At 36.0% G+C, this 18,226-nt stretch carries 16 protein-coding genes; 8 read left to right on the forward strand and 8 right to left on the reverse strand.

Going from position 1 to position 18,226, the window contains the following annotated elements; all coding sequences use genetic code 11:
* Positions 1-78: 78 nt before the first annotated feature.
* From sucC to ACWPWS_RS17450, 5 genes are all read right to left on the reverse strand, one after another.
* Positions 79-1,269, reverse strand: coding sequence for an ADP-forming succinate--CoA ligase subunit beta (gene sucC / locus ACWPWS_RS17430; protein WP_047386334.1), 1,191 nt, complete (start codon positions 1,267-1,269; stop codon positions 79-81).
* 130 nt (positions 1,270-1,399) lie between these two features.
* Positions 1,400-2,677: a chloride channel protein gene (locus ACWPWS_RS17435; RefSeq protein WP_454047368.1), complete on the reverse strand. Its 1,278-nt coding sequence runs from the start codon at positions 2,675-2,677 to the stop codon at positions 1,400-1,402.
* Between the two features lie 2 nt (positions 2,678-2,679).
* The gene (locus tag ACWPWS_RS17440; protein WP_047096689.1) at positions 2,680-3,066 is read right to left on the reverse strand and encodes a DUF423 domain-containing protein; all 387 of its coding nucleotides are present in this window, start codon (positions 3,064-3,066) and stop codon (positions 2,680-2,682) included.
* A gap of 1 nt (position 3,067) precedes the next feature.
* On the reverse strand, positions 3,068-4,138 hold the full coding sequence (locus ACWPWS_RS17445) for a hypothetical protein (RefSeq protein ID WP_454047369.1): 1,071 nt from the start codon (positions 4,136-4,138) through the stop codon (positions 3,068-3,070).
* Between the two features lie 166 nt (positions 4,139-4,304).
* On the reverse strand, positions 4,305-5,633 hold the full coding sequence (locus ACWPWS_RS17450; protein WP_454047370.1) for a hydroxymethylglutaryl-CoA reductase, degradative: 1,329 nt from the start codon (positions 5,631-5,633) through the stop codon (positions 4,305-4,307).
* A gap of 156 nt (positions 5,634-5,789) precedes the next feature.
* Between ACWPWS_RS17450 and ACWPWS_RS17455 the strand changes: the two genes are divergently transcribed.
* Both ACWPWS_RS17455 and ACWPWS_RS17460 read left to right on the forward strand, forming a co-directional pair.
* A complete protein-coding gene (locus tag ACWPWS_RS17455; protein WP_454047371.1) occupies positions 5,790-7,049 on the forward strand; it encodes a putative DNA modification/repair radical SAM protein in 1,260 nt (419 codons plus the stop codon).
* A gap of 170 nt (positions 7,050-7,219) precedes the next feature.
* Entirely contained in the window at positions 7,220-7,978 is a 759-nt protein-coding gene (locus ACWPWS_RS17460; protein WP_454047372.1) for a TIGR03915 family putative DNA repair protein, read from the forward strand.
* A 324-nt stretch (positions 7,979-8,302) separates the two neighbouring features.
* Here ACWPWS_RS17460 and ACWPWS_RS17465 read toward each other — a convergent pair whose 3' ends face one another.
* Positions 8,303-9,103 carry a DNA alkylation repair protein gene (locus tag ACWPWS_RS17465; RefSeq protein WP_454047373.1) on the reverse strand — a complete coding sequence of 267 codons (801 nt, stop codon included), beginning with the start codon at positions 9,101-9,103 and terminating at the stop codon, positions 8,303-8,305.
* Between the two features lie 96 nt (positions 9,104-9,199).
* On the opposite strand from ACWPWS_RS17465, the gene ACWPWS_RS17470 reads away from it, so the two are divergent.
* From ACWPWS_RS17470 to gap, 4 genes are all read left to right on the forward strand, one after another.
* On the forward strand, positions 9,200-9,541 hold the full coding sequence (locus ACWPWS_RS17470) for a winged helix-turn-helix transcriptional regulator (RefSeq protein ID WP_309512818.1): 342 nt from the start codon (positions 9,200-9,202) through the stop codon (positions 9,539-9,541).
* An 82-nt stretch (positions 9,542-9,623) separates the two neighbouring features.
* On the forward strand, positions 9,624-10,502 hold the full coding sequence (locus ACWPWS_RS17475; RefSeq protein WP_454047374.1) for a DUF4846 domain-containing protein: 879 nt from the start codon (positions 9,624-9,626) through the stop codon (positions 10,500-10,502).
* Positions 10,503-10,585: 83 nt separating this feature from the next.
* Positions 10,586-11,572 carry a 6-phosphofructokinase gene (pfkA, locus tag ACWPWS_RS17480; RefSeq protein ID WP_105681473.1) on the forward strand — a complete coding sequence of 329 codons (987 nt, stop codon included), beginning with the start codon at positions 10,586-10,588 and terminating at the stop codon, positions 11,570-11,572.
* Between the two features lie 32 nt (positions 11,573-11,604).
* Entirely contained in the window at positions 11,605-12,609 is a 1,005-nt protein-coding gene (gap, locus tag ACWPWS_RS17485) for a type I glyceraldehyde-3-phosphate dehydrogenase (protein ID WP_047386314.1), read from the forward strand.
* An 89-nt stretch (positions 12,610-12,698) separates the two neighbouring features.
* Here gap and ACWPWS_RS17490 read toward each other — a convergent pair whose 3' ends face one another.
* Positions 12,699-13,532, reverse strand: a complete 834-nt coding sequence (locus ACWPWS_RS17490; protein WP_454047375.1) for a hypothetical protein — start codon at positions 13,530-13,532, stop codon at positions 12,699-12,701.
* 158 nt (positions 13,533-13,690) lie between these two features.
* On the opposite strand from ACWPWS_RS17490, the gene ACWPWS_RS17495 reads away from it, so the two are divergent.
* A complete protein-coding gene (locus ACWPWS_RS17495) occupies positions 13,691-14,875 on the forward strand; it encodes an oxygenase MpaB family protein (protein WP_454047376.1) in 1,185 nt (394 codons plus the stop codon).
* Positions 14,876-15,338: 463 nt separating this feature from the next.
* The gene (gene recA, locus ACWPWS_RS17500) at positions 15,339-16,340 is read left to right on the forward strand and encodes a recombinase RecA (RefSeq protein ID WP_047419990.1); all 1,002 of its coding nucleotides are present in this window, start codon (positions 15,339-15,341) and stop codon (positions 16,338-16,340) included.
* A gap of 316 nt (positions 16,341-16,656) precedes the next feature.
* Here recA and ACWPWS_RS17505 read toward each other — a convergent pair whose 3' ends face one another.
* The gene (locus ACWPWS_RS17505; protein WP_454047377.1) at positions 16,657-18,090 is read right to left on the reverse strand and encodes a hypothetical protein; all 1,434 of its coding nucleotides are present in this window, start codon (positions 18,088-18,090) and stop codon (positions 16,657-16,659) included.
* Positions 18,091-18,226: the final 136 nt, after the last annotated feature.

The raw sequence follows: 18,226 nt of genomic DNA on the forward strand, positions 1-18,226 counted from the left end.
TCAACGATTACCACTCAAAATAATAACAAAAAAACCGCTCCAGAAAGGAACGGTTTTTATTTATTTGAAAATTTCAGATTAAGCTAAAACTTCTTTTACTTTGTTTGCAGCTTCTTCTAAAGTAATTGCAGAGTGTACCGGAAGACCAGACTCGTCAATTAATTTTTTAGCTTCTACAGCGTTAGTTCCCTGTAATCTTACGATCAATGGAACCGGAAGGCTACCCATAGCTTTGTAAGCATCTACAACACCCTGAGCAACTCTGTCACATCTTACGATACCTCCGAAGATGTTGATCAAGATTGCTTTTACGTTTGGATCTCTTAAGATGATTCCGAAAGCAGTCTGTACTCTCTGAGCATCTGCAGTACCTCCTACGTCAAGGAAGTTTGCCGGGTTACCACCTGATAATTTGATGATATCCATAGTTGCCATTGCAAGACCAGCTCCGTTTACCATACAAGCAACGTTACCATCCAATTTTACGAAGTTAAGACCAGCTTCACCAGCTTCTACATCCATTGGATCTTCTTCTCTAGTATCTCTAAGCTCAGCTAAATCTTTGTGACGGAACAATGAGTTGTCATCTAAAGTTACTTTAGCATCTACAGCGATAATTTTGTTATCAGAAGTTTTTAATACCGGGTTGATTTCGAAAAGAGAAGCATCAATTCCTGTATATGCATTGTAAAGAGATGAAATAAATTTCACAAATTCTTTGAATGCATTACCTTCAAGACCTAGGTTGAAAGCAATTTTTCTAGCCTGGAATCCTTGAAGACCGATTGCCGGGTCAATCAATTCGTTGTGGATCAAATGAGGAGTTACTTCTGCAACGTGCTCAATATCCATACCACCTTCAGTAGAATATACGATTGTATTTTTTCCTTCAGCTCTATCTAAAAGAATAGAAACATAAAATTCTTTAGTTTCAGATTCTCCAGGATAATAAACATCTTCTGCAACCAAAACAGAGTGTACTTTTTTACCTTCAGCAGAAGTTTGAGGAGTTACCAACTGCATTCCGATGATATTCTGAGCGTTTTCTTTAAGTTTATCCATGTTTGGAGAAAACTTAACACCCCCACCTTTACCACGACCACCTGCGTGAATCTGTGCTTTTACAACCCAAGCCTGTGCTCCGGTTTCAGCAGTCAATTTTTCAGCAGCTGCTACAGCTTCTTCTACGTTGTTTGCAACGAAACCACGTTGGATAGCTACTCCATACTTTGATAAAATCTCTTTTGATTGATACTCGTGAAGATTCATATTATTTTTATTATTTTATTTTAATATTTAAAGGTTGACAAATTTACTAAAAAGACACGGAAGTTCAAGTTTATTGACTTAAAATTTAAAGTCTGATGGACTTGATTTTTAACATATCACTCCATTTCCCCTATTCTTCCGACAATTTCTCAGACTGAGATCCGATAAACGGAATTTTCGGAGCCAGGAAATATCCGGTAAGGCTGGCAAATAATATTGGCACAAAATAAGTAAATCCCGTTAGGGTTCCCAGAATAATTGTAGTACTCATCGGTGTTCTTGTTACGCAGGCATTGATCGCCGCCATACAGCTTACAATGGCTAATGTGGTATCTACGTTTGGAAACAAATTGTGAATAATTAATCCTAATGTAGTTCCTACAAAAAACAAAGGAATGATAAATCCACCTCTCCATCCGGAAGTTACAGTAATGGCAATAGCCAGTATTTTAAAGACCAGAATCAGGATTAAAAAATTCAATCCGAAGTTTCCTCCGATCAGCTGATTGATCTCGTTGTGCCCAAAGTATCTTGTAATAGGAAAATTATAGGCAATGATTCCTAAAATAATTCCTCCTACGAGTGTTTTAATATATATCGGGAACGCTCTGTATTCGAAAACTTTCTTGAAAAACTTAACGACAAAAATGAAAATCCACCCGAAAAGAGTTCCTACAATTCCGAACAATGTAGCATAAAGAAAATCATACACTCCGGTATAATGATATGCTTTCAGATCCCAGGTTGCTCCAATTCCTAAATGGATAATCAAAGCAAACATCAGATAGCTGAAACAGCTTGCTACCAACGCAGGAATAATGGCTTTATAATACTCTACAGCATGTTTATGATGCAAAATTTCCAAGGAAAAAAGACTTCCTCCAAGCGGAGCACCAAATAATGCTGTAAAACCGGAAGCCATCCCGGCAATACTCAAAGAACGCAGTTCTTCTCCCTTCAGTCTGAAAATTTTTCCCAGCCAGGTTCCCGTAGATCCTGTAACCTGCACCAAAGGAGCTTCAGGACCCAAACTTCCACCTGATGCAACACAAAAAAGAGAAGAAAGGATCATCGAAGGATTATTCTTCGGTTCCAGTTTTCCTTTATTGAATCTGATGTTGTTAACGATCAAATGAATTTCTCCGGGATCACCTATAAAATGGATTACCAGCCCGGCCAGCAAACCACAGATCGCCATGGTTGGAATAACTTGCCAACCTTGAAACTCAGCTAAAAATTCTGTAAAATGTTCCAGAACGATCCAATATCCTCCGGCAATAATACCGCCTACAAGGCCTGTGACAGCCCACATAAAAAAAGTGCGGCTGAACACAAACGGATTGAATCTGATAGGTTGATCTAAAAGATTGAATGTTCGTATTAACCGTCTTCTTCTGTTAATCTTCATTCCTAAATTCTGTTTTTAGCAAAATAAAAGATCAGCATTCCCCAGCTTAAGATCATCATTAAACCTCCAAGCGGAGTGATAGGGCCTAGGAATTTAAGATTCATTCCAAGATAATCCTGCATGCTCAGGAAATAGATGCTCACTGAGAATAAAAGGGTTCCTGCAATCATTAAAATGGAAGTCCACTTTTCAGCAGAAGTTTCAAATTTTAAAATATAACCAATGATCAGCAGGAAAAAAGCTGCATACATCTGATATCTCACTCCTGTTTCAAAACTTTCCAGTCTTTCCACAGCTAATATTTTCTTTAAAGCATGTGCTCCGAATGCACCCAGGATTACAGACACCATTCCGTAAACTGCTCCAAAAACTAAAGTAATTGTTTTCATTTTATAACTCTTCTAATTCTAGGGTTAAATATTTTTTTGTTTTCTCATCCTGCCAGGTTCCGATGATTTTCCTGCCTTGCAAATCTGCTTCCACCAAGGCTTTGAAAACCCACTGGTTGGTTTCTTCGCTATAATAATCGTTTTCTATAATAGAGATATGATTACCTTTTATCTTTCCGTTCCACTCAATCAGTTTTTTATTTTTCTCATACCAGTATTTTGCAGAGAAAGAACCATCATCATATACCTGATTGATCAAAACAGTAATGGAATACTTTCCATCGATCTTTCCCTTATACAATTTATTATTAAGACTTGTTATCTCTGTCTTTTCAGATCCGGAAATCAGGTTTTTAGCATAAGAACTCCAATATTTGTCAAGCTCTTTGTAAGAAAATTCTATCTCGTGACTTCCCAGATCATCCAGCGCCCGCATAGCATGGTTGGAACATCTTCCGGCAACAAAAGTCAGTTTATCCTTTCCAAAAAAATATTTGATGCCATTCAAAGTATACTCCATGAAACAATCTTCATACAGAGCAATCTGATCCTGAGTTTCTTCTGAAGGATTTTTTTCAGATTTTAGTTGGGTTAAAAAATCACCGACTCTTTTTTGAATTTTCTTTTGAATTAAACCATTGACCGTTTTAAAACTCCCTGCCTGAAATAAATCTTCAGGGTTGATATAGTTTCCGGTTCTCACATCGAAATTTTTCCAGTCTGCAAACTCTTCCGGATATGCACCAGAAGCTTCACCATTTATTGCAATACTCAGAATATTTTTAGGAGTTTCAATCTTGTCCCAACTATAAAAATAAACATAGTTTGAATAGGAATTGGTTGCTGTAGAAGCCAGTTTAAAAGGGTTTCCACCAGATCCGGGAACATATTCCAGCTGATCTACCTGCAGAAATGTATTGATTTTATTTTCTACTCTCGGATTTTCAGGATAAGAAACAACCGGAAAAACGGTATCTTCAGTTTTCGGCTGCAGATTACTTATTTTCACTTTTTGCTGTTGCGAAAAACTTAACCCGGAAATCAGTAAGAAAAATACAATACTCTTTTTCACTATTTTGATTTTAGATACATTAAAATAAACTTGGCAACCAATGTAGAAATTCCCAGTATGATAAACATATTGGCAAATCTCTTGGAACTTCTGAAACCTTCATTGTTTGTTTTCTTCAGAAAAAATCCAAAAAGAAGGAATACAATGGGCAAAATGATCTGTAACATTAGTTTTCTCTCATTCTGTTAAATTCATTGATCACCTCATGATGGCTCACCGTCTTATCTTTAAAATAAGTCACAAAATGCTGCTTTTCCTCCTCTGTAGCTCCCAATTGGTTCAGAATATTCAGTAAGTGCATTTTCATATGACCTTTCTGAATTCCTGTAGTAACCAGAGAACGTAATGCTCCAAAGTTTTGTGCAAGACCTGAAACAGCAAGAATACTCATCAATTCCTGTGCGGAAGGTTTTCCAAGAAGTGCTAACGAGAATTTTACCAAAGGATGAAGATTGGTAAGCCCTCCTACAACTCCTACAGAAATAGGAAGATCAATCCAGAATCTGAAAACTCCGTTATCTGTTGTACAGTGGGTTAAAGATCTGTACTGTCCGTCTCTCGCTGCATACGCATGTGCACAGGCTTCAGTAGCTCTGAAATCATTTCCGGTAGCAATCACAACAGCATCTACTCCGTTCATTACTCCTTTATTATGGGTTGTTGCACGGTAAGGTTCAATTTCTGCAATGGTAACTGCCTGTTTGAATTTAGAAGCAAATTCTTCAGGAGAAATTCCACTATCGTCTTTTAAATCTTCCATTTTACATGAAACCTCAGCTCTCACAATACAGTCAGGCGTAAAGTTGGAAAGGATATTCATTACAATCTGTAAAGAATTTTTTTCTTCTTGGGTAAAATCTTCACTGGTTGCCACTTCCTGTCTTAATGTTTTCCCGAACTGCTCAAGACATGAGTTGATAAAGTTTGCCCCCATTGAATCTACCGTATCAAAACTTGCTTTCAACTGGTAGTAATTGGGCATTTCTGCAGTTTTATCAACCAGGCTGATATTTAAAATACCACCACCACGTTTTCTCATGTTGGCTGTAATATCTTCCGTTGATTCGAGAAGTTTTTTCTTTAAACTGAAATTAAAGAAATGTAATAATTTATGAGGCTCTACATTAAAAATAAAGTGGGTGTGTCCCAACTTTTCTGTATTGATAATGGTAGTCTTAAAACCACCTTTGTCGATCCAGAATTTAGCGGCTTTGGAAGCTGCTGCTACTACAGAACTTTCTTCAACAGCCATTGGAAGAGCCAATAGTTTTCCATCGATTAAAAAGTTCGGAGCAATTCCGTACGGCATATAAAAATTGGAGATGGTATTTTCAGAAAACTCTTCATGAAGTTTCTGAAGATCTGCATCATCGTTCCAATATTGTTTTAATATATTTTGATATTCCTGGTTTCCTTCAAGATATTCGTTTACGAGCCATTCGATTTTCCCCTGCTTTGGAAGCTTGGAAAAACCTTCGATTGGTTTATGATTCATGATATAAACTTTAATGAGCCGTAAATATAATGATTTTGAGACTCTTTTTTGTTGATAACTTCTATGAAAAAAGATTGACATTTATCAATTTTGGAACTAAATTTGAACAATATTTAAATATAATTCCGATACAAAACATATCAATCATTTAAAAGTATGAATTTTGACCGCCTGAAAGAAAAGCTTGAAATCCTTGCTGATGCAGCGAAGTATGACGTTTCCTGTTCATCAAGCGGAGGAACGAGAAAGAATAAAAAGGGAGCTTTGGGAGACAGTTCCGCAAGTGGGATTTGTCATACCTATACAGAAGATGGCAGATGTGTTTCTTTGCTTAAAATTCTATTGACCAATCATTGTATTTACGATTGTGCTTACTGTGTTTCCAGAAGCTCCAATGATATTAAAAGAGCTGCATTTACAGTGGAAGAAGTGGTAGATCTCACCATCAATTTTTATCGCAGAAACTATATTGAAGGTTTATTTCTGAGTTCAGGAATTTTCAAAAATGCAGATACAACGATGGAGCGACTTGTAAGAGTTGCCAAAAAACTTCGGCTGGAAGAGAACTTTAACGGCTATATTCATCTTAAATCTATTCCGGGAGCGAGTGACGGCCTGATGCAGGAAGCCGCTTTGTATGCAGATCGTTTATCAGTAAACATTGAAATCCCTACAGAAAGCGGATTAAAATTATTGGCACCTGAAAAAAACAGACAGGATATGATCAGCCCAATGCGGTATATTCAAAAAGGAATCATTCAATATAAGGATGAAAAGAAAGTTCTGAAAAAAGTTCCCAAGTTTGCTCCAGCAGGACAGTCTACGCAGATGATCGTTGGAGCAACCAATGAAAACGACCTTCAGATCATCAAAGTTGCCGATCATTTTTATAAAAATTTTAATCTGAAAAGGGTTTATTATTCCGGATATGTTCCGGTTCTGGAAGATCAGAGACTGCCTTCTTTAACGACAGAAGTTCCTATGCTTCGTGAAAACCGATTGTATCAGTCTGACTGGCTGATGCGGTTTTATGGTTTTAAAGCAGAAGAGATTTTGGATCCGAATATGCCCTTCCTTGATCTGGAAGTAGATCCCAAATTAAGCTGGGCATTGCGAAACCTTCATCAATTTCCTATTAATCTTCAGACCGCCGAATATCAGATGATTTTAAGAATTCCGGGAATTGGAGTGAAAACAGCCCAGAAAATTGTCAGTGCAAGACGTTTCCAGGTTTTAACAATGGATCATTTGAAAAAATTGGGTGCTGCTGTAAACCGGGCGAAATATTTTATTGATTTCAATGCAGGGAATGCTTACCTAAGATATTTAACGGATAAAAACTTCAGAAAGCTGCTGATTGGGGGAAGCTCATCCAAATTTCATAATCAGTTTTCACAACAGCTGACTTTATTTTGATCCTGATATTAAACACAAGTCACACTAATATTTTCATGAATGATAACAAATTTATAATACAACACTACTGTCATTCTGACGAAGGAAGAATCTCTTCAATTAACCAGATTCTTCATTTCATTTTATTTCATTCAGAATGACAAACACAAATAAATTTTTAAATTAAATATATGACAACCCTACTCTACGATGGCAGTTTCGACGGACTTTTCACTGCGATATTTGAAGTTTTCGAATACCGTTATAAAGATGTAGAGATCACAAGTAGAGAAAGATTTCACCAGGAAAATATTTTTGCTGAGATCCATGAAGTTATTACCCAGACAGAAAAATCTGAAAGAGTTCTGAACAAACTGGAACAGAATATCGGAAAACAGGGCGTTTATAAACTTTTAAAAGTTTTTTTATCAGAAGAGCCCCATCTTGAAAACCTCATCTTGTCTGCGGTAAGACAATCTATGAAGCATCCCGAAGTAAATATCCTTGAAAATTTTGCTGATTCTGATATTTTGAAAATCTCTAAAATCGGGAAATCAGTAGACAGGGAAAGGCATAGAATGACCGCATTTGTCCGTTTTGAAAAAATGAAAGATGAAGTCTTCTTTTCCAAAATAGATCCTGACTTTAATGTTCTTCCATTAATAAGAAAACATTTTAATGACCGGTATCAGGATCAGAAATGGATGATCTATGATCTGAGAAGAAACTATGGAATTCTTTACGACCTGGAGAACTGTGATTTTTTCTATCCCGATGAGAAACTGGATTTCCATCAGTATCAGCAGAAATTTCATGATGAGGAAAAGAGTTATCAGGTACTTTGGCAACGCTATTTTACCAAAACAAATATTGTGGAACGAAAGAATATGAAACTGCATATTCAGCATGTTCCGAAAAGATATTGGAAGTATCTGACTGAAAAATGGTAGTCTGAAATTCCATATTGTGGATAACTTTTTTTTCGGCGAAGAAAAGAGGGAATTTCAAGTCCTCATTTTTTAATTTTTATTTAAACTATTAATTTAGTGACTGATAGAATCCACATTAATCAAAAACTCATATTGTGGATAACTTTTTACAGTTAACATACCGTTAACATTGAAAATATTTCAAAACAGTTCTTTCCTTAAAAACTAAGCAGATTAAGGCATTTCTAAAAGAATAAGGAATATGGGAATCTTATATAAATAAATGAAAACCCGTTATTTATGCAACAAGAATTGAAATCAACATTTCAAATTTGTGGATAACTTTTACTTTTTAATCGTTCGCAATGCTTTTTTGACGATATACTGCGTTTCTTTTGTGGGACTTTCCCGAAGCCATTCATCACAGATTTCCACCACGAACTCGGGTTGTGATTTACTTGCATCATTCAGCCAATTACCGACACTATCCTGCACATAGCGGGAAGAATCGGATCGTAAAGGTTCTAAGATTTCCAGTCCTAGCCCAGGATTTTGTTTTAAAGCATCAATATGTTCACACCACACTCCTCTTGGTCTGGTAGATTCACTGGCAAAGCGTCTCACATTTTCATTGTCATGCTGAGTCCATTCTGATAAAACAGATAAGCTTTCGACAAGATTTTTTGAAATATCCGGACGTACGGTCATCCAGCATATTTCCCTCACTCCAAAATGGGTATCAGAAGCAAACGGCTGGATTTTGTTTAATTTCTCTGTGAATGTCAAATTACGGTTTCTTCCGATCGTATAAGCAGCCCAGCATCGCACCAGATCTGCCGGATGGGTTGATAGCTTCAGCAGAAATTCTTCATCTTTATTATTTTCAGCCCAATGAAGCAAACCAATGCCAATGGTTTCATTGATGGTATTAACCGTTTGTTTTTTCAGTTGATCTACATTTTCTAAAATGGGTTTCAAATATTCTGTACGGTGATTCTGCTGAAGAAGATTTTCCAACAACAGCCTTTGATCTACCGCCAGCCATTCCGTAAGATTGGCAGTTTCAATTTCACCTTTGTTCAGTTGTTCTAAGATATCTGGTGGAATATCTTTGATGGAGCGGGCACCTTTTCGTTTTTCTGACATGCTGTTTTTAATGATTATCTTTACAAAAGTCTGAAAGTAAACAGACAAAAACAATAGCGCATATTTTTCACCCATAGGGATAAAAAAGTCAATTTTATGGAAACAAAGGAAAGAGCTGAAGAAAATAAAATCTGCCCGTTGGAAGTTGCAGTCAATACCATCAGCGGAAAATGGAAAATTCCTATTGTCTGGCAGATCAATGAAGGGAAAAAACGTCCCAGTGAATTTTTGCGTGGTATTGCAAAAGTGGACCGAAGAGTTCTGAATCAGCAGCTGACTGAAATGGTGGAAGATGGTATTTTAACGAAACAGTCTTTTAATGAACTTCCCCCAAGGGTTGAATACACTTTAACGGAACTTGGTGAAAAGCTGGTGGAAATCCTCTGGCAATTGAATGATTGGGGAAAACTTTTAATTCCGGAAAAAGAAAAGGGGTAAAGCAGGTTTCAAATCTTCATATTTTCAAAATCCTTATTGCCAGATATCTAAAAAAAATGATCTTTGTATCAACTAAAAACGCATGAAAAAAATTATCACAGGAATTACAGCATTTCTCTTTCTCACAGGCTGTACAAAAGAAAAACTGTCAGACCGTTTACTGGCTGAACCGGATCATAACGAACATTTAATTGCTGAAAATTCTCTAAAGATTCATAAGGATAAAAATACCATCCGGGAAAGATTTTCTCCACCGGAAGGATATGAGTGGATAGACGAAAAACCAGATTCTTACGGATATTTTATTGAAAATTTTAAGCTGAAACCTTATGACAGTCCAATTTTAAAATATGATGGTACTCCTATTTCTACCCAGCATCTTCATGAAGCTGTTTTTGATATTGATACGGGAAATAAAGATCTCCAGCAATGTGCTGATGCGGCAATCCGAATGAGAGCTGAATATCTTTATAAGGCGAAAAAATTTAACGAAATCAAGTTTCATTTTACCAGTGGTGATCTTCTCAGCTGGAACGATTATAAAAACGGAACGAGAGCTTTTGTCAGCGGAAATTCGGTCAGCTTTAGAAAAACAGCAGCTTTTGATGATTCTTATGGGAGTTTCAGAAATTACCTGGATCTTATTTTCAATTACGCAGGAACAATTTCATTAAATAAAGAAACAAAGCCCGTTACAAGAAATTCTGATCTGAAAACGGGAGATATTCTGATCACACCAGGCAGTCCCGGACATATTGTTTTCATTACCGGAGTTTGCAAAAATCAAAAAGGGGAAAGATTGTATTTATTAAGTGAAGGATTTACCCCAGCTCAGTCGGTTCATGTGCTTTCTAATCCGTTTAATCCCTATTTTACGCCCTGGTACGATCTTGACATCCATGCTGAAGAAACAAAAACTGCACGATATTTTTTTAAACCTACAAACTTCAGAAGCTTTTAATAATTTATATTCAAAACTATTGGAAAGTTACTACGATAATCTGAACTTGTTTTTGTAAATTTGTGTTCGAAATTTTTTACTTGATGAAAGAGAGTGCTGTAAAAAAGATTGCAGTTCTTACTTCAGGGGGTGACTCTCCGGGTATGAATGCGGCATTAAGAGCGGTAGTAAGAACCGCCAATTACTATAATATCGAATGCTACGGAGTGAGAGAAGGCTACAACGGTCTTATCAACAATGATTTCCTGAAAATGGGAGCCCGTTCCGTAAAAAATATAATCAACCAGGGTGGAACGATTCTTAAATCTGCCAGATCCGCTGAGTTCAGAACGAAAGAAGGCCGTCAGAAAGCTTATGACAATTGCATAAAGCTTGGAATAGACGGATTGGTTTGTATTGGTGGAGACGGAACTTTCACCGGTGCAAAAATCTTTAATGAAGAATTCGGAATCAGAGTAATCGGTATCCCGGGAACAATCGACAACGATATTTTCGGAACAGATAACACCATCGGATACGATACTGCTTTGAATACTGCAATGGATGCCATTGATAAAATCCGTGACACCGCAACGTCTCACAACAGAGTTTTCTTTGTGGAAGTGATGGGTCGTGATGCAGGTTTTATTGCTTTAAACAGTGGATTGGCAACCGGAGCTCTGGATATTTTAATTCCTGAGAAAAAAGACAGTATTGATGAGCTTTTCGCAAAATTCAGAGACGCAGAAAAAACCGGAAAAGCATCAAGCATTGTGGTTGTAGCAGAAGGTGAAAAACTAGCCAATGTATATGAACTTGCTGAAAAAACAAAACTTACCTTCCCTGATTATGACATTCGTGTAGCGATTTTGGGACATATGCAGAGAGGAGGTTCTCCAAGCTGTGCAGACAGAGTTTTGGCAAGCAGATTAGGCTACGGCGCTGTAACAGGATTAATGGAAGGACAAACGAATGTAATGGCCGGAATGCGTTCCAACGATCTTACGTATACGCCTATTGAAGAAGCCATTAAAAAACATAACGAAATCAATGAAGATCTTTTACTGATTTCAAAAATCTTAGCAATCTAATTATTTTTATAATCTAATAAAAACAAACTATTATGTCAACAATTAAAGTAGGTATCAACGGTTTTGGTAGAATTGGACGTCTTGTTTTCAGAGCAATGACTGAAAGAGACAACATTGAAGTTGTAGGAATCAATGACCTTATTAATGCAGAATACATGGCTTACATGTTAAAATATGACTCTGTACATGGTATTTTCCCAGGTGAAGTTTCTGTAGAAGGAAATGATCTTGTAGTAAACGGGAAAAGAATCAGAGTAACTGCTGAAAGAGATCCTAACAACCTAAAGTGGAATGAAATTGGTGCTGACTATATCGTAGAATCTACAGGTCTTTTCTTATCTAAAGATACTGCTCAGGCTCACATCAACGCTGGTGCTAAGAAAGTAATCCTTTCTGCTCCTTCTAAAGATGATACTCCAATGTTCGTAATGGGGGTAAACCACAAGGAACTTACTGATGATATCAAAATTTTATCAAACGCTTCTTGTACTACAAACTGTTTAGCTCCTTTAGCTAAAGTAATCCACGATAACTTCGGAATCGTAGAAGGTTTAATGACAACTGTACATGCTACAACAGCGACTCAGAAAACTGTTGACGGTCCTTCAGTAAAAGACTGGAGAGGTGGTAGAGCTGCTCTAAACAACATCATCCCTTCTTCTACAGGTGCTGCTAAAGCAGTAGGAAAAGTAATCCCTTCACTAAACGGAAAACTAACAGGTATGTCTTTCAGAGTACCAACTGTTGACGTTTCTGTAGTAGATTTAACAGTAAGAATTGAAAAAGCTGCTTCTTATGAAGACATCTGTTCAGTAATCAAAGCTGCTTCTGAAGGTGAATTGAAAGGTATCCTAGGATATACTGAAGATGCTGTAGTATCTCAGGACTTCGTAGGAGATAAGAGAACTTCTATCTTCGACAAAGATGCTGGTATCATGCTTTCTCCAAACTTCGTGAAACTTGTTTCTTGGTATGACAACGAAATGGGTTACTCTAACAAGTTAGTGGATATGCTTGTACACGCTGCTTCTTTATAATGAGTAATAAGCGATAAGCAATGAGTAATATAAAACCTTCCCCATTGGAAGGTTTTTTTGTTTGTTCTATGTTTACTAGATTCTTCCTTTTACTTTACCGTTTTATTATCTTTTTTTGGAGTTATAACAAAAGATATTGTTGCAGGAAAGTTATCTTTAAAATATTTGCCTACAGGATAAAAATCTAATTTTACAGTATACATATTCAAGAAGTTTATCCCCGCACCTATATTTACCATTGGAAGAATATTTTTAAAATTCTCATCAACTGATAAAATTTTATTATACTTTGAATTACCATAAAGTAGAGATGCTTTAGTTTGAAAGAAGATTGAGATATTTTTCTTTATTCCCATTCCAAATCCTCCTAATACTATTCCTGTATTATGGGTTAAAACAAAATCACTATCTGCAGTGTTTATCCTTGTAAGCTCAATACCTGTATTATGATATATATAAGCCTTCAATCCAAAAGAATCATCATTCCTCCCAATTGCAAGAATTGGATATTTAGCATTGATAAATAAGTTCCCTCCACCATTTTGAAGAGATGAAATCAATTGATCTTTTTTCATTTCATCTGTAGTCATATCATCAGTCTCACTTACTGTACTATTAAGTTGAAAGCCAATACCTACTCTAATTGCTCTAAAATAATCATTCACCACTTCTGAATTAAGAGAAAAATTTTTAAGATGAGTATTATAAACAACATTATTATTTTGAAATAATCGCGTCGAATCCTTACCTTCAAAAAAATCTTTAGCCGTTTTGCTATCTTTGTCATTAAATTTAGCAGGAAACCAATTAATTGTATCTGTATTTTCCCGTAAAGAAGTACCACTATTTAAGTTTGAAAATGAAAATTGAGAAAACAATTTCATACTTAGAAGAACGAACAGTAATAATAAATAAGTTTTCATGATTATTAATTTTGCTTTACACAAAGTTTCAAATTCTATAAATACAAGTAAATTACCCGTTTGTGGTATTTTTTCTAAAAATTTCTCCTGAATAGCTGATAAATCTCACCGGAAAACTTCAGCATAAAACTTGTACTTTTATAGATAAAGGAATGAACATGATACAACCTCGATTTAAAGATGCTCCTCACTTCAGAAACTTTTGGGAAAGTGGGAACGGAAAACTCCTTATTGAATTTTCCGGAGCAGAGGTGAATTTTGAAAAGTTTGAAAAATTTGCGCCCTATTTTCATCATGTGGATGAAATCGGTGATGAAGTGGTAAAAGAGGTTTATTTCACTAAAAAATTTCATGAGGCTTCCAGGGAAATTGAACAGTATATTAGAAATGGAGTTTCGGAAACAGAGGCAGTTCCTGAAAGTGTAAAAAAGCTTTTCACCCAAACTCAAAAAGTTCCCGAATGGCTGGATTATAACCTTCTCAAAAGTGGTGCTGAACTGTGTATGAGAAGTAACCTCGATTCTTTGATCTCCCTGAGAGATTATTGTCTGATCGGTGGTTACGACTACGCCTATCTCAACAAGCCATTGATTGTCACAGAAGCATTGAAAAAAGGAGCCGTAAAACGTCTTTCGGAAACGTTGGATTTCTGGGTGAATGCTACCCGCTACAATGCCCTTGAAATTCACGCAAAAGGCTATGAGTTTGCGATAAAAACCCGTTTGATCCACTCCTACGCCAGACTTTCCATAAAAAAACATTATAAAGACTGGGATACTGAAAACTGGGGAGAACCTATCAATTCGTGGGATATGATGGCAACGTATATCGGATTCAGTCTTGTCTTTCTTCATAGTCTTCATAAACTTGGCAATCGTTTTTCTATTGAAGAGGAGCAGGGAATTTTCCACCTTTGGAAATATGTAGGCTATCTTTTGGGAATTCCGGAACAGCTTCTTCCTGATGACAAGAAACAGGCTACAGAATATTTTTATTTATGGACCTCTGTTCAGCCGCCCTCGGATAAAGATTCTGTTCTGCTGGCTCATTCTCTGCTGGATGAATCTCTGGAAAATCCTATTTTAAAATTTGAATTCCAAAGGAAAAATTTAAGATACCTGCACATCTGCTGCACCTGGTTTCTGCTGGATAATGAAGTTTGTAAAAGATTACAAATCCCGGATGTTCCTTATAAAACGATGTTTCCAAAATCGAAAATACTCTTCAATAAAATATATGACAGTTTAGTAAGTCGTGATGCCAGAATACAAAGAGGAAATAAAGATCAGATAAAAGTATTGGAAGATTATCTGAATATCACCAAAAATTCAAATTTTCATTAAAGGTTTTTTTGGTTGGAAATCGCAAAGTTGCAAAGATTTTTAGACATTATGGTACTTTTTAAGGCGCAAGAAAATCGAAGATTTTCAGCAAGGGAAAGTATATAATTTTAGATGAAATTTTCGCAGATGAAGTAGATTATGAAGATTTTCATTAGCACCATTGTAATTTGCATAATCTGTGAGAGGTTAAGATATGCAGCATTCAATTTTATCGGAGATAAAATTTTTGCGTCTTAAAACAAAAGTATTATACATAAATAGCGCCTTTGCGATTTCCAATAAAAAACAGCTACTCTTATTTAGTAAAAACAATTTAGATACCACATTCCACATATGCTTCGTAATGAATAAGATCAGTAGTAAAAATTTATCATTTTTTAACTCTAAAAACAGCTTTCACGGATAAATAATATTAGCTTTTGATATTTAAATTATGTATTTTTGAGAAATTATTTTAATAGCGATGAGTAACATTGATGATAAGAAAAAAGCACTCGCATTAGTGCTTGACAAGCTAGATAAAACATATGGAAAGGGAACAGTAATGACTTTAGGTGATGAATCTATCGACAATACAATAGAAGTAATTCCTTCCGGTTCTTTAGGATTAGATATTGCACTAGGTATAGGCGGATATCCAAAAGGAAGAATCATTGAAATATATGGTCCTGAATCTTCAGGTAAAACAACATTAACCCTTCATGCTATTGCTGAAGCTCAAAAAGCAGGTGGTATTGCTGCATTCATTGATGCAGAGCATGCTTTCGACAGAACTTATGCTGCGAAATTAGGAATTGATCTTGAAAACCTGATCATTTCTCAACCTGACAATGGAGAACAAGCTTTAGAAATTGCAGATAACTTAATCCGTTCAGGAGCTATTGATATCGTTGTAATTGACTCTGTGGCTGCTCTTACCCCAAAAGCAGAGATCGAAGGTGAAATGGGAGATTCTAAAATGGGTCTTCACGCAAGATTGATGTCTCAGGCATTAAGAAAACTTACGGCTACGATTTCAAGAACTAAATGTACAGTGATCTTCATCAACCAGTTGAGAGAAAAGATTGGTGTAATGTTTGGAAATCCTGAAACAACTACCGGAGGTAATGCTCTTAAGTTCTACGCTTCTGTAAGAATTGATATCAGAAAAGCAAGTGCACCGATCAAACAAGGTGATGAAGCTATCGGTAGCCGTGTGAAAGTGAAGATTGTGAAAAATAAAGTAGCACCTCCTTTCAAACAGGCAGAATTTGATATCATGTATGGTGAAGGAGTTTCTAAAGTAGGTGAAATTCTTGATACTGCAGTAGATATGGGAATTGTAAAGAAAAGCGGTTCTTGGTTCAGCTACGAAGAGACTAAACTTGGTCAGGGACGTGATGCTGTAAAAGATGTTTTAAAAGACAATCCTGATCTTTCCGAGGAATTGGAAAACAAGATCAAAGAAGAAATGAAAAATAAATAATTTTTCAGAAAATAATAGAAAAGGCAGTCTTAGGATTGCCTTTTTGTTTTTAAATGATTCTGTTTTTTTAACGCAAAGCTTTCATTTGTATACTGTAATATTTTTAATAGAGCAAAGGATGGAATCAATTTCATTGATTCTTACTAAGCTAATGTATAATCACAAAGCTTAATCAGCGACAAAGTCGAAATTCTTTGCTTCCTGAAATAAACTTTCGAATCTCTTATTCCTTTGCGTTAAAATAATCTCTCAGTTTTTACAATAAAAAAGAGGTCATTCCTTAGAACAACCTCTTTAAGTTTTTATATTTTTAAAATTATTCAGCAATTTTACCTTGCAACTGAAGTGCTCCGGTCACTTTCATTCCTTTTGTAAGTGTTTCCAGTCTCATGTTTTCTTTATTCACAAAAGCATCAATGGTAAAGAAATCTTCATTTTCTTCATTCGTGATCAGCTTCAGTTTAAGAATATATCCTTTAACACTTCCATCATCAAGCAATTCTGTTTCCTTAAAGTCTACCAGCTGAGCAATAAAGTCAAAACATGCATAGTTAGGAAGATCCTGGCTTGGTACATAGGTTGTGAAATCTTCACTCATTTTGGTTCCATCTGGTAAATCAGTATTGGTATGAACATCAAGGATAAGAACAATTCCACTAACATTTACCTTCAGATGAAGCTGTGTCATGTATCTGTTTCTATTTTCAGCATAATCCGTAGCAAAAAACCATACTCCGAAAGTATCTCTTGCAGGCCCTGCTACAATCGCCTGTAAATTCAAAGCATTTTCCCATTCTCTGATTGATCTCGTTTCAAAATCCAAAGTATAATCAGTTTTCACTTCCGGAACGATAATACTTAGCTCCTCCGTTAAAATAGTTTTAAATCTTACCCCTTCAAATTCCGTTTTACTTTTAATATCATCTGACTGATCAGAAGACTCAGAGTGCATTAGAATAGCATTCAGATACTGACCGTAATCTTTAGTCTGAAAATTCTGATGACCAAAAATTCCGCTCCATGTATTCATAAGATTATGAACATTTGATTTTCTGATAATAATTCCTGCTTCATTAGTCATTTCAGGAGCTGCAACACCTTCTGTATGCTGGAAATAATTTCTGCCTTCAACCAACTGATGATTCATGATCTCATTATTTTCTTCGTGAGAAAACTCTGCGAAACCTTTATAAGTGACATTTTGGTTTTCAAAAATATATGGAAGTCCTGTTTTCGCTTTATCCGCTCCTGCAAAATGATAAGCAAGTGAAATTCCTTTGAACTCTCCTTCCTGGATTGCCGGAGTATGATTCCCATTATTATCAAACTGAGAATGGTACAGGATCATATAAGATTTAATCTTTCCTTCCTGAAGCTCACTTTCAAATTTTTCTTCCATCTGCGTGATCGCCTGTTGTGGAGAAAGCGCATAGGCATCCTCTGTTACCATATAAGCAAATCCTTCTACCTCACCATTTTCTTTTTCAAAAGCTGAAAGAGGAGTATATTCACCTCTTAACTGAAGTGCAATAGAATAGACGATATAATCATTATAAACTCTGATGTTTTCATACTCTTCATTTACTTTCGGCTCTGTTACTGGCTGTAAAGTGATTTCCGGAATTGTTTCCGCCACCTCTTCTACTGTTTCCTCTACGATCTTTTCCTCTGGCATTTCCATTTCCTGAACCGGAGTACTCACATTTTCCTGACTGTTATTCTTTTTCTTAAAAAAATCAAAGATTCCCATACTGTTATTTATAATTGGCGGTAAATATAATAAAAGCGATCAACAGACTCATCATAAAAAAAATGCCATTGTGTCAGTTTCTGCTTTGTCTTTCTGGAATTTATTTTGAAATAAAAACCCCCGGCGGAGCCTTTGG

The sequence above is a fragment of the Chryseobacterium sp. Marseille-Q8038 genome (genome assembly GCF_965111995.1).

Excerpts from the sequence above, each read along its gene's own strand:
- recA (WP_047419990.1), top strand. The coding sequence starts at position 15,339 with ATGAGTAACATTGATGATAAGAAAAAAGCACTCGCATTAGTGCTTGAC.
- ACWPWS_RS17435 (WP_454047368.1), bottom strand. The coding sequence starts at position 2,677 with ATGAAGATTAACAGAAGAAGACGGTTAATACGAACATTCAATCTTTTA.
- gap (WP_047386314.1), top strand. The coding sequence starts at position 11,605 with ATGTCAACAATTAAAGTAGGTATCAACGGTTTTGGTAGAATTGGACGT.
- ACWPWS_RS17475 (WP_454047374.1), top strand. The coding sequence starts at position 9,624 with ATGAAAAAAATTATCACAGGAATTACAGCATTTCTCTTTCTCACAGGC.
- ACWPWS_RS17450 (WP_454047370.1), bottom strand. The coding sequence starts at position 5,633 with ATGAATCATAAACCAATCGAAGGTTTTTCCAAGCTTCCAAAGCAGGGG.
- ACWPWS_RS17490 (WP_454047375.1), bottom strand. The coding sequence starts at position 13,532 with ATGAAAACTTATTTATTATTACTGTTCGTTCTTCTAAGTATGAAATTG.
- pfkA (WP_105681473.1), top strand. The coding sequence starts at position 10,586 with ATGAAAGAGAGTGCTGTAAAAAAGATTGCAGTTCTTACTTCAGGGGGT.
- ACWPWS_RS17495 (WP_454047376.1), top strand. The coding sequence starts at position 13,691 with ATGATACAACCTCGATTTAAAGATGCTCCTCACTTCAGAAACTTTTGG.
- sucC (WP_047386334.1), bottom strand. The coding sequence starts at position 1,269 with ATGAATCTTCACGAGTATCAATCAAAAGAGATTTTATCAAAGTATGGA.
- ACWPWS_RS17460 (WP_454047372.1), top strand. The coding sequence starts at position 7,220 with ATGACAACCCTACTCTACGATGGCAGTTTCGACGGACTTTTCACTGCG.
- ACWPWS_RS17470 (WP_309512818.1), top strand. The coding sequence starts at position 9,200 with ATGGAAACAAAGGAAAGAGCTGAAGAAAATAAAATCTGCCCGTTGGAA.
- ACWPWS_RS17440 (WP_047096689.1), bottom strand. The coding sequence starts at position 3,066 with ATGAAAACAATTACTTTAGTTTTTGGAGCAGTTTACGGAATGGTGTCT.
- ACWPWS_RS17465 (WP_454047373.1), bottom strand. The coding sequence starts at position 9,103 with ATGTCAGAAAAACGAAAAGGTGCCCGCTCCATCAAAGATATTCCACCA.
- ACWPWS_RS17455 (WP_454047371.1), top strand. The coding sequence starts at position 5,790 with ATGAATTTTGACCGCCTGAAAGAAAAGCTTGAAATCCTTGCTGATGCA.
- ACWPWS_RS17505 (WP_454047377.1), bottom strand. The coding sequence starts at position 18,090 with ATGGGAATCTTTGATTTTTTTAAGAAAAAGAATAACAGTCAGGAAAAT.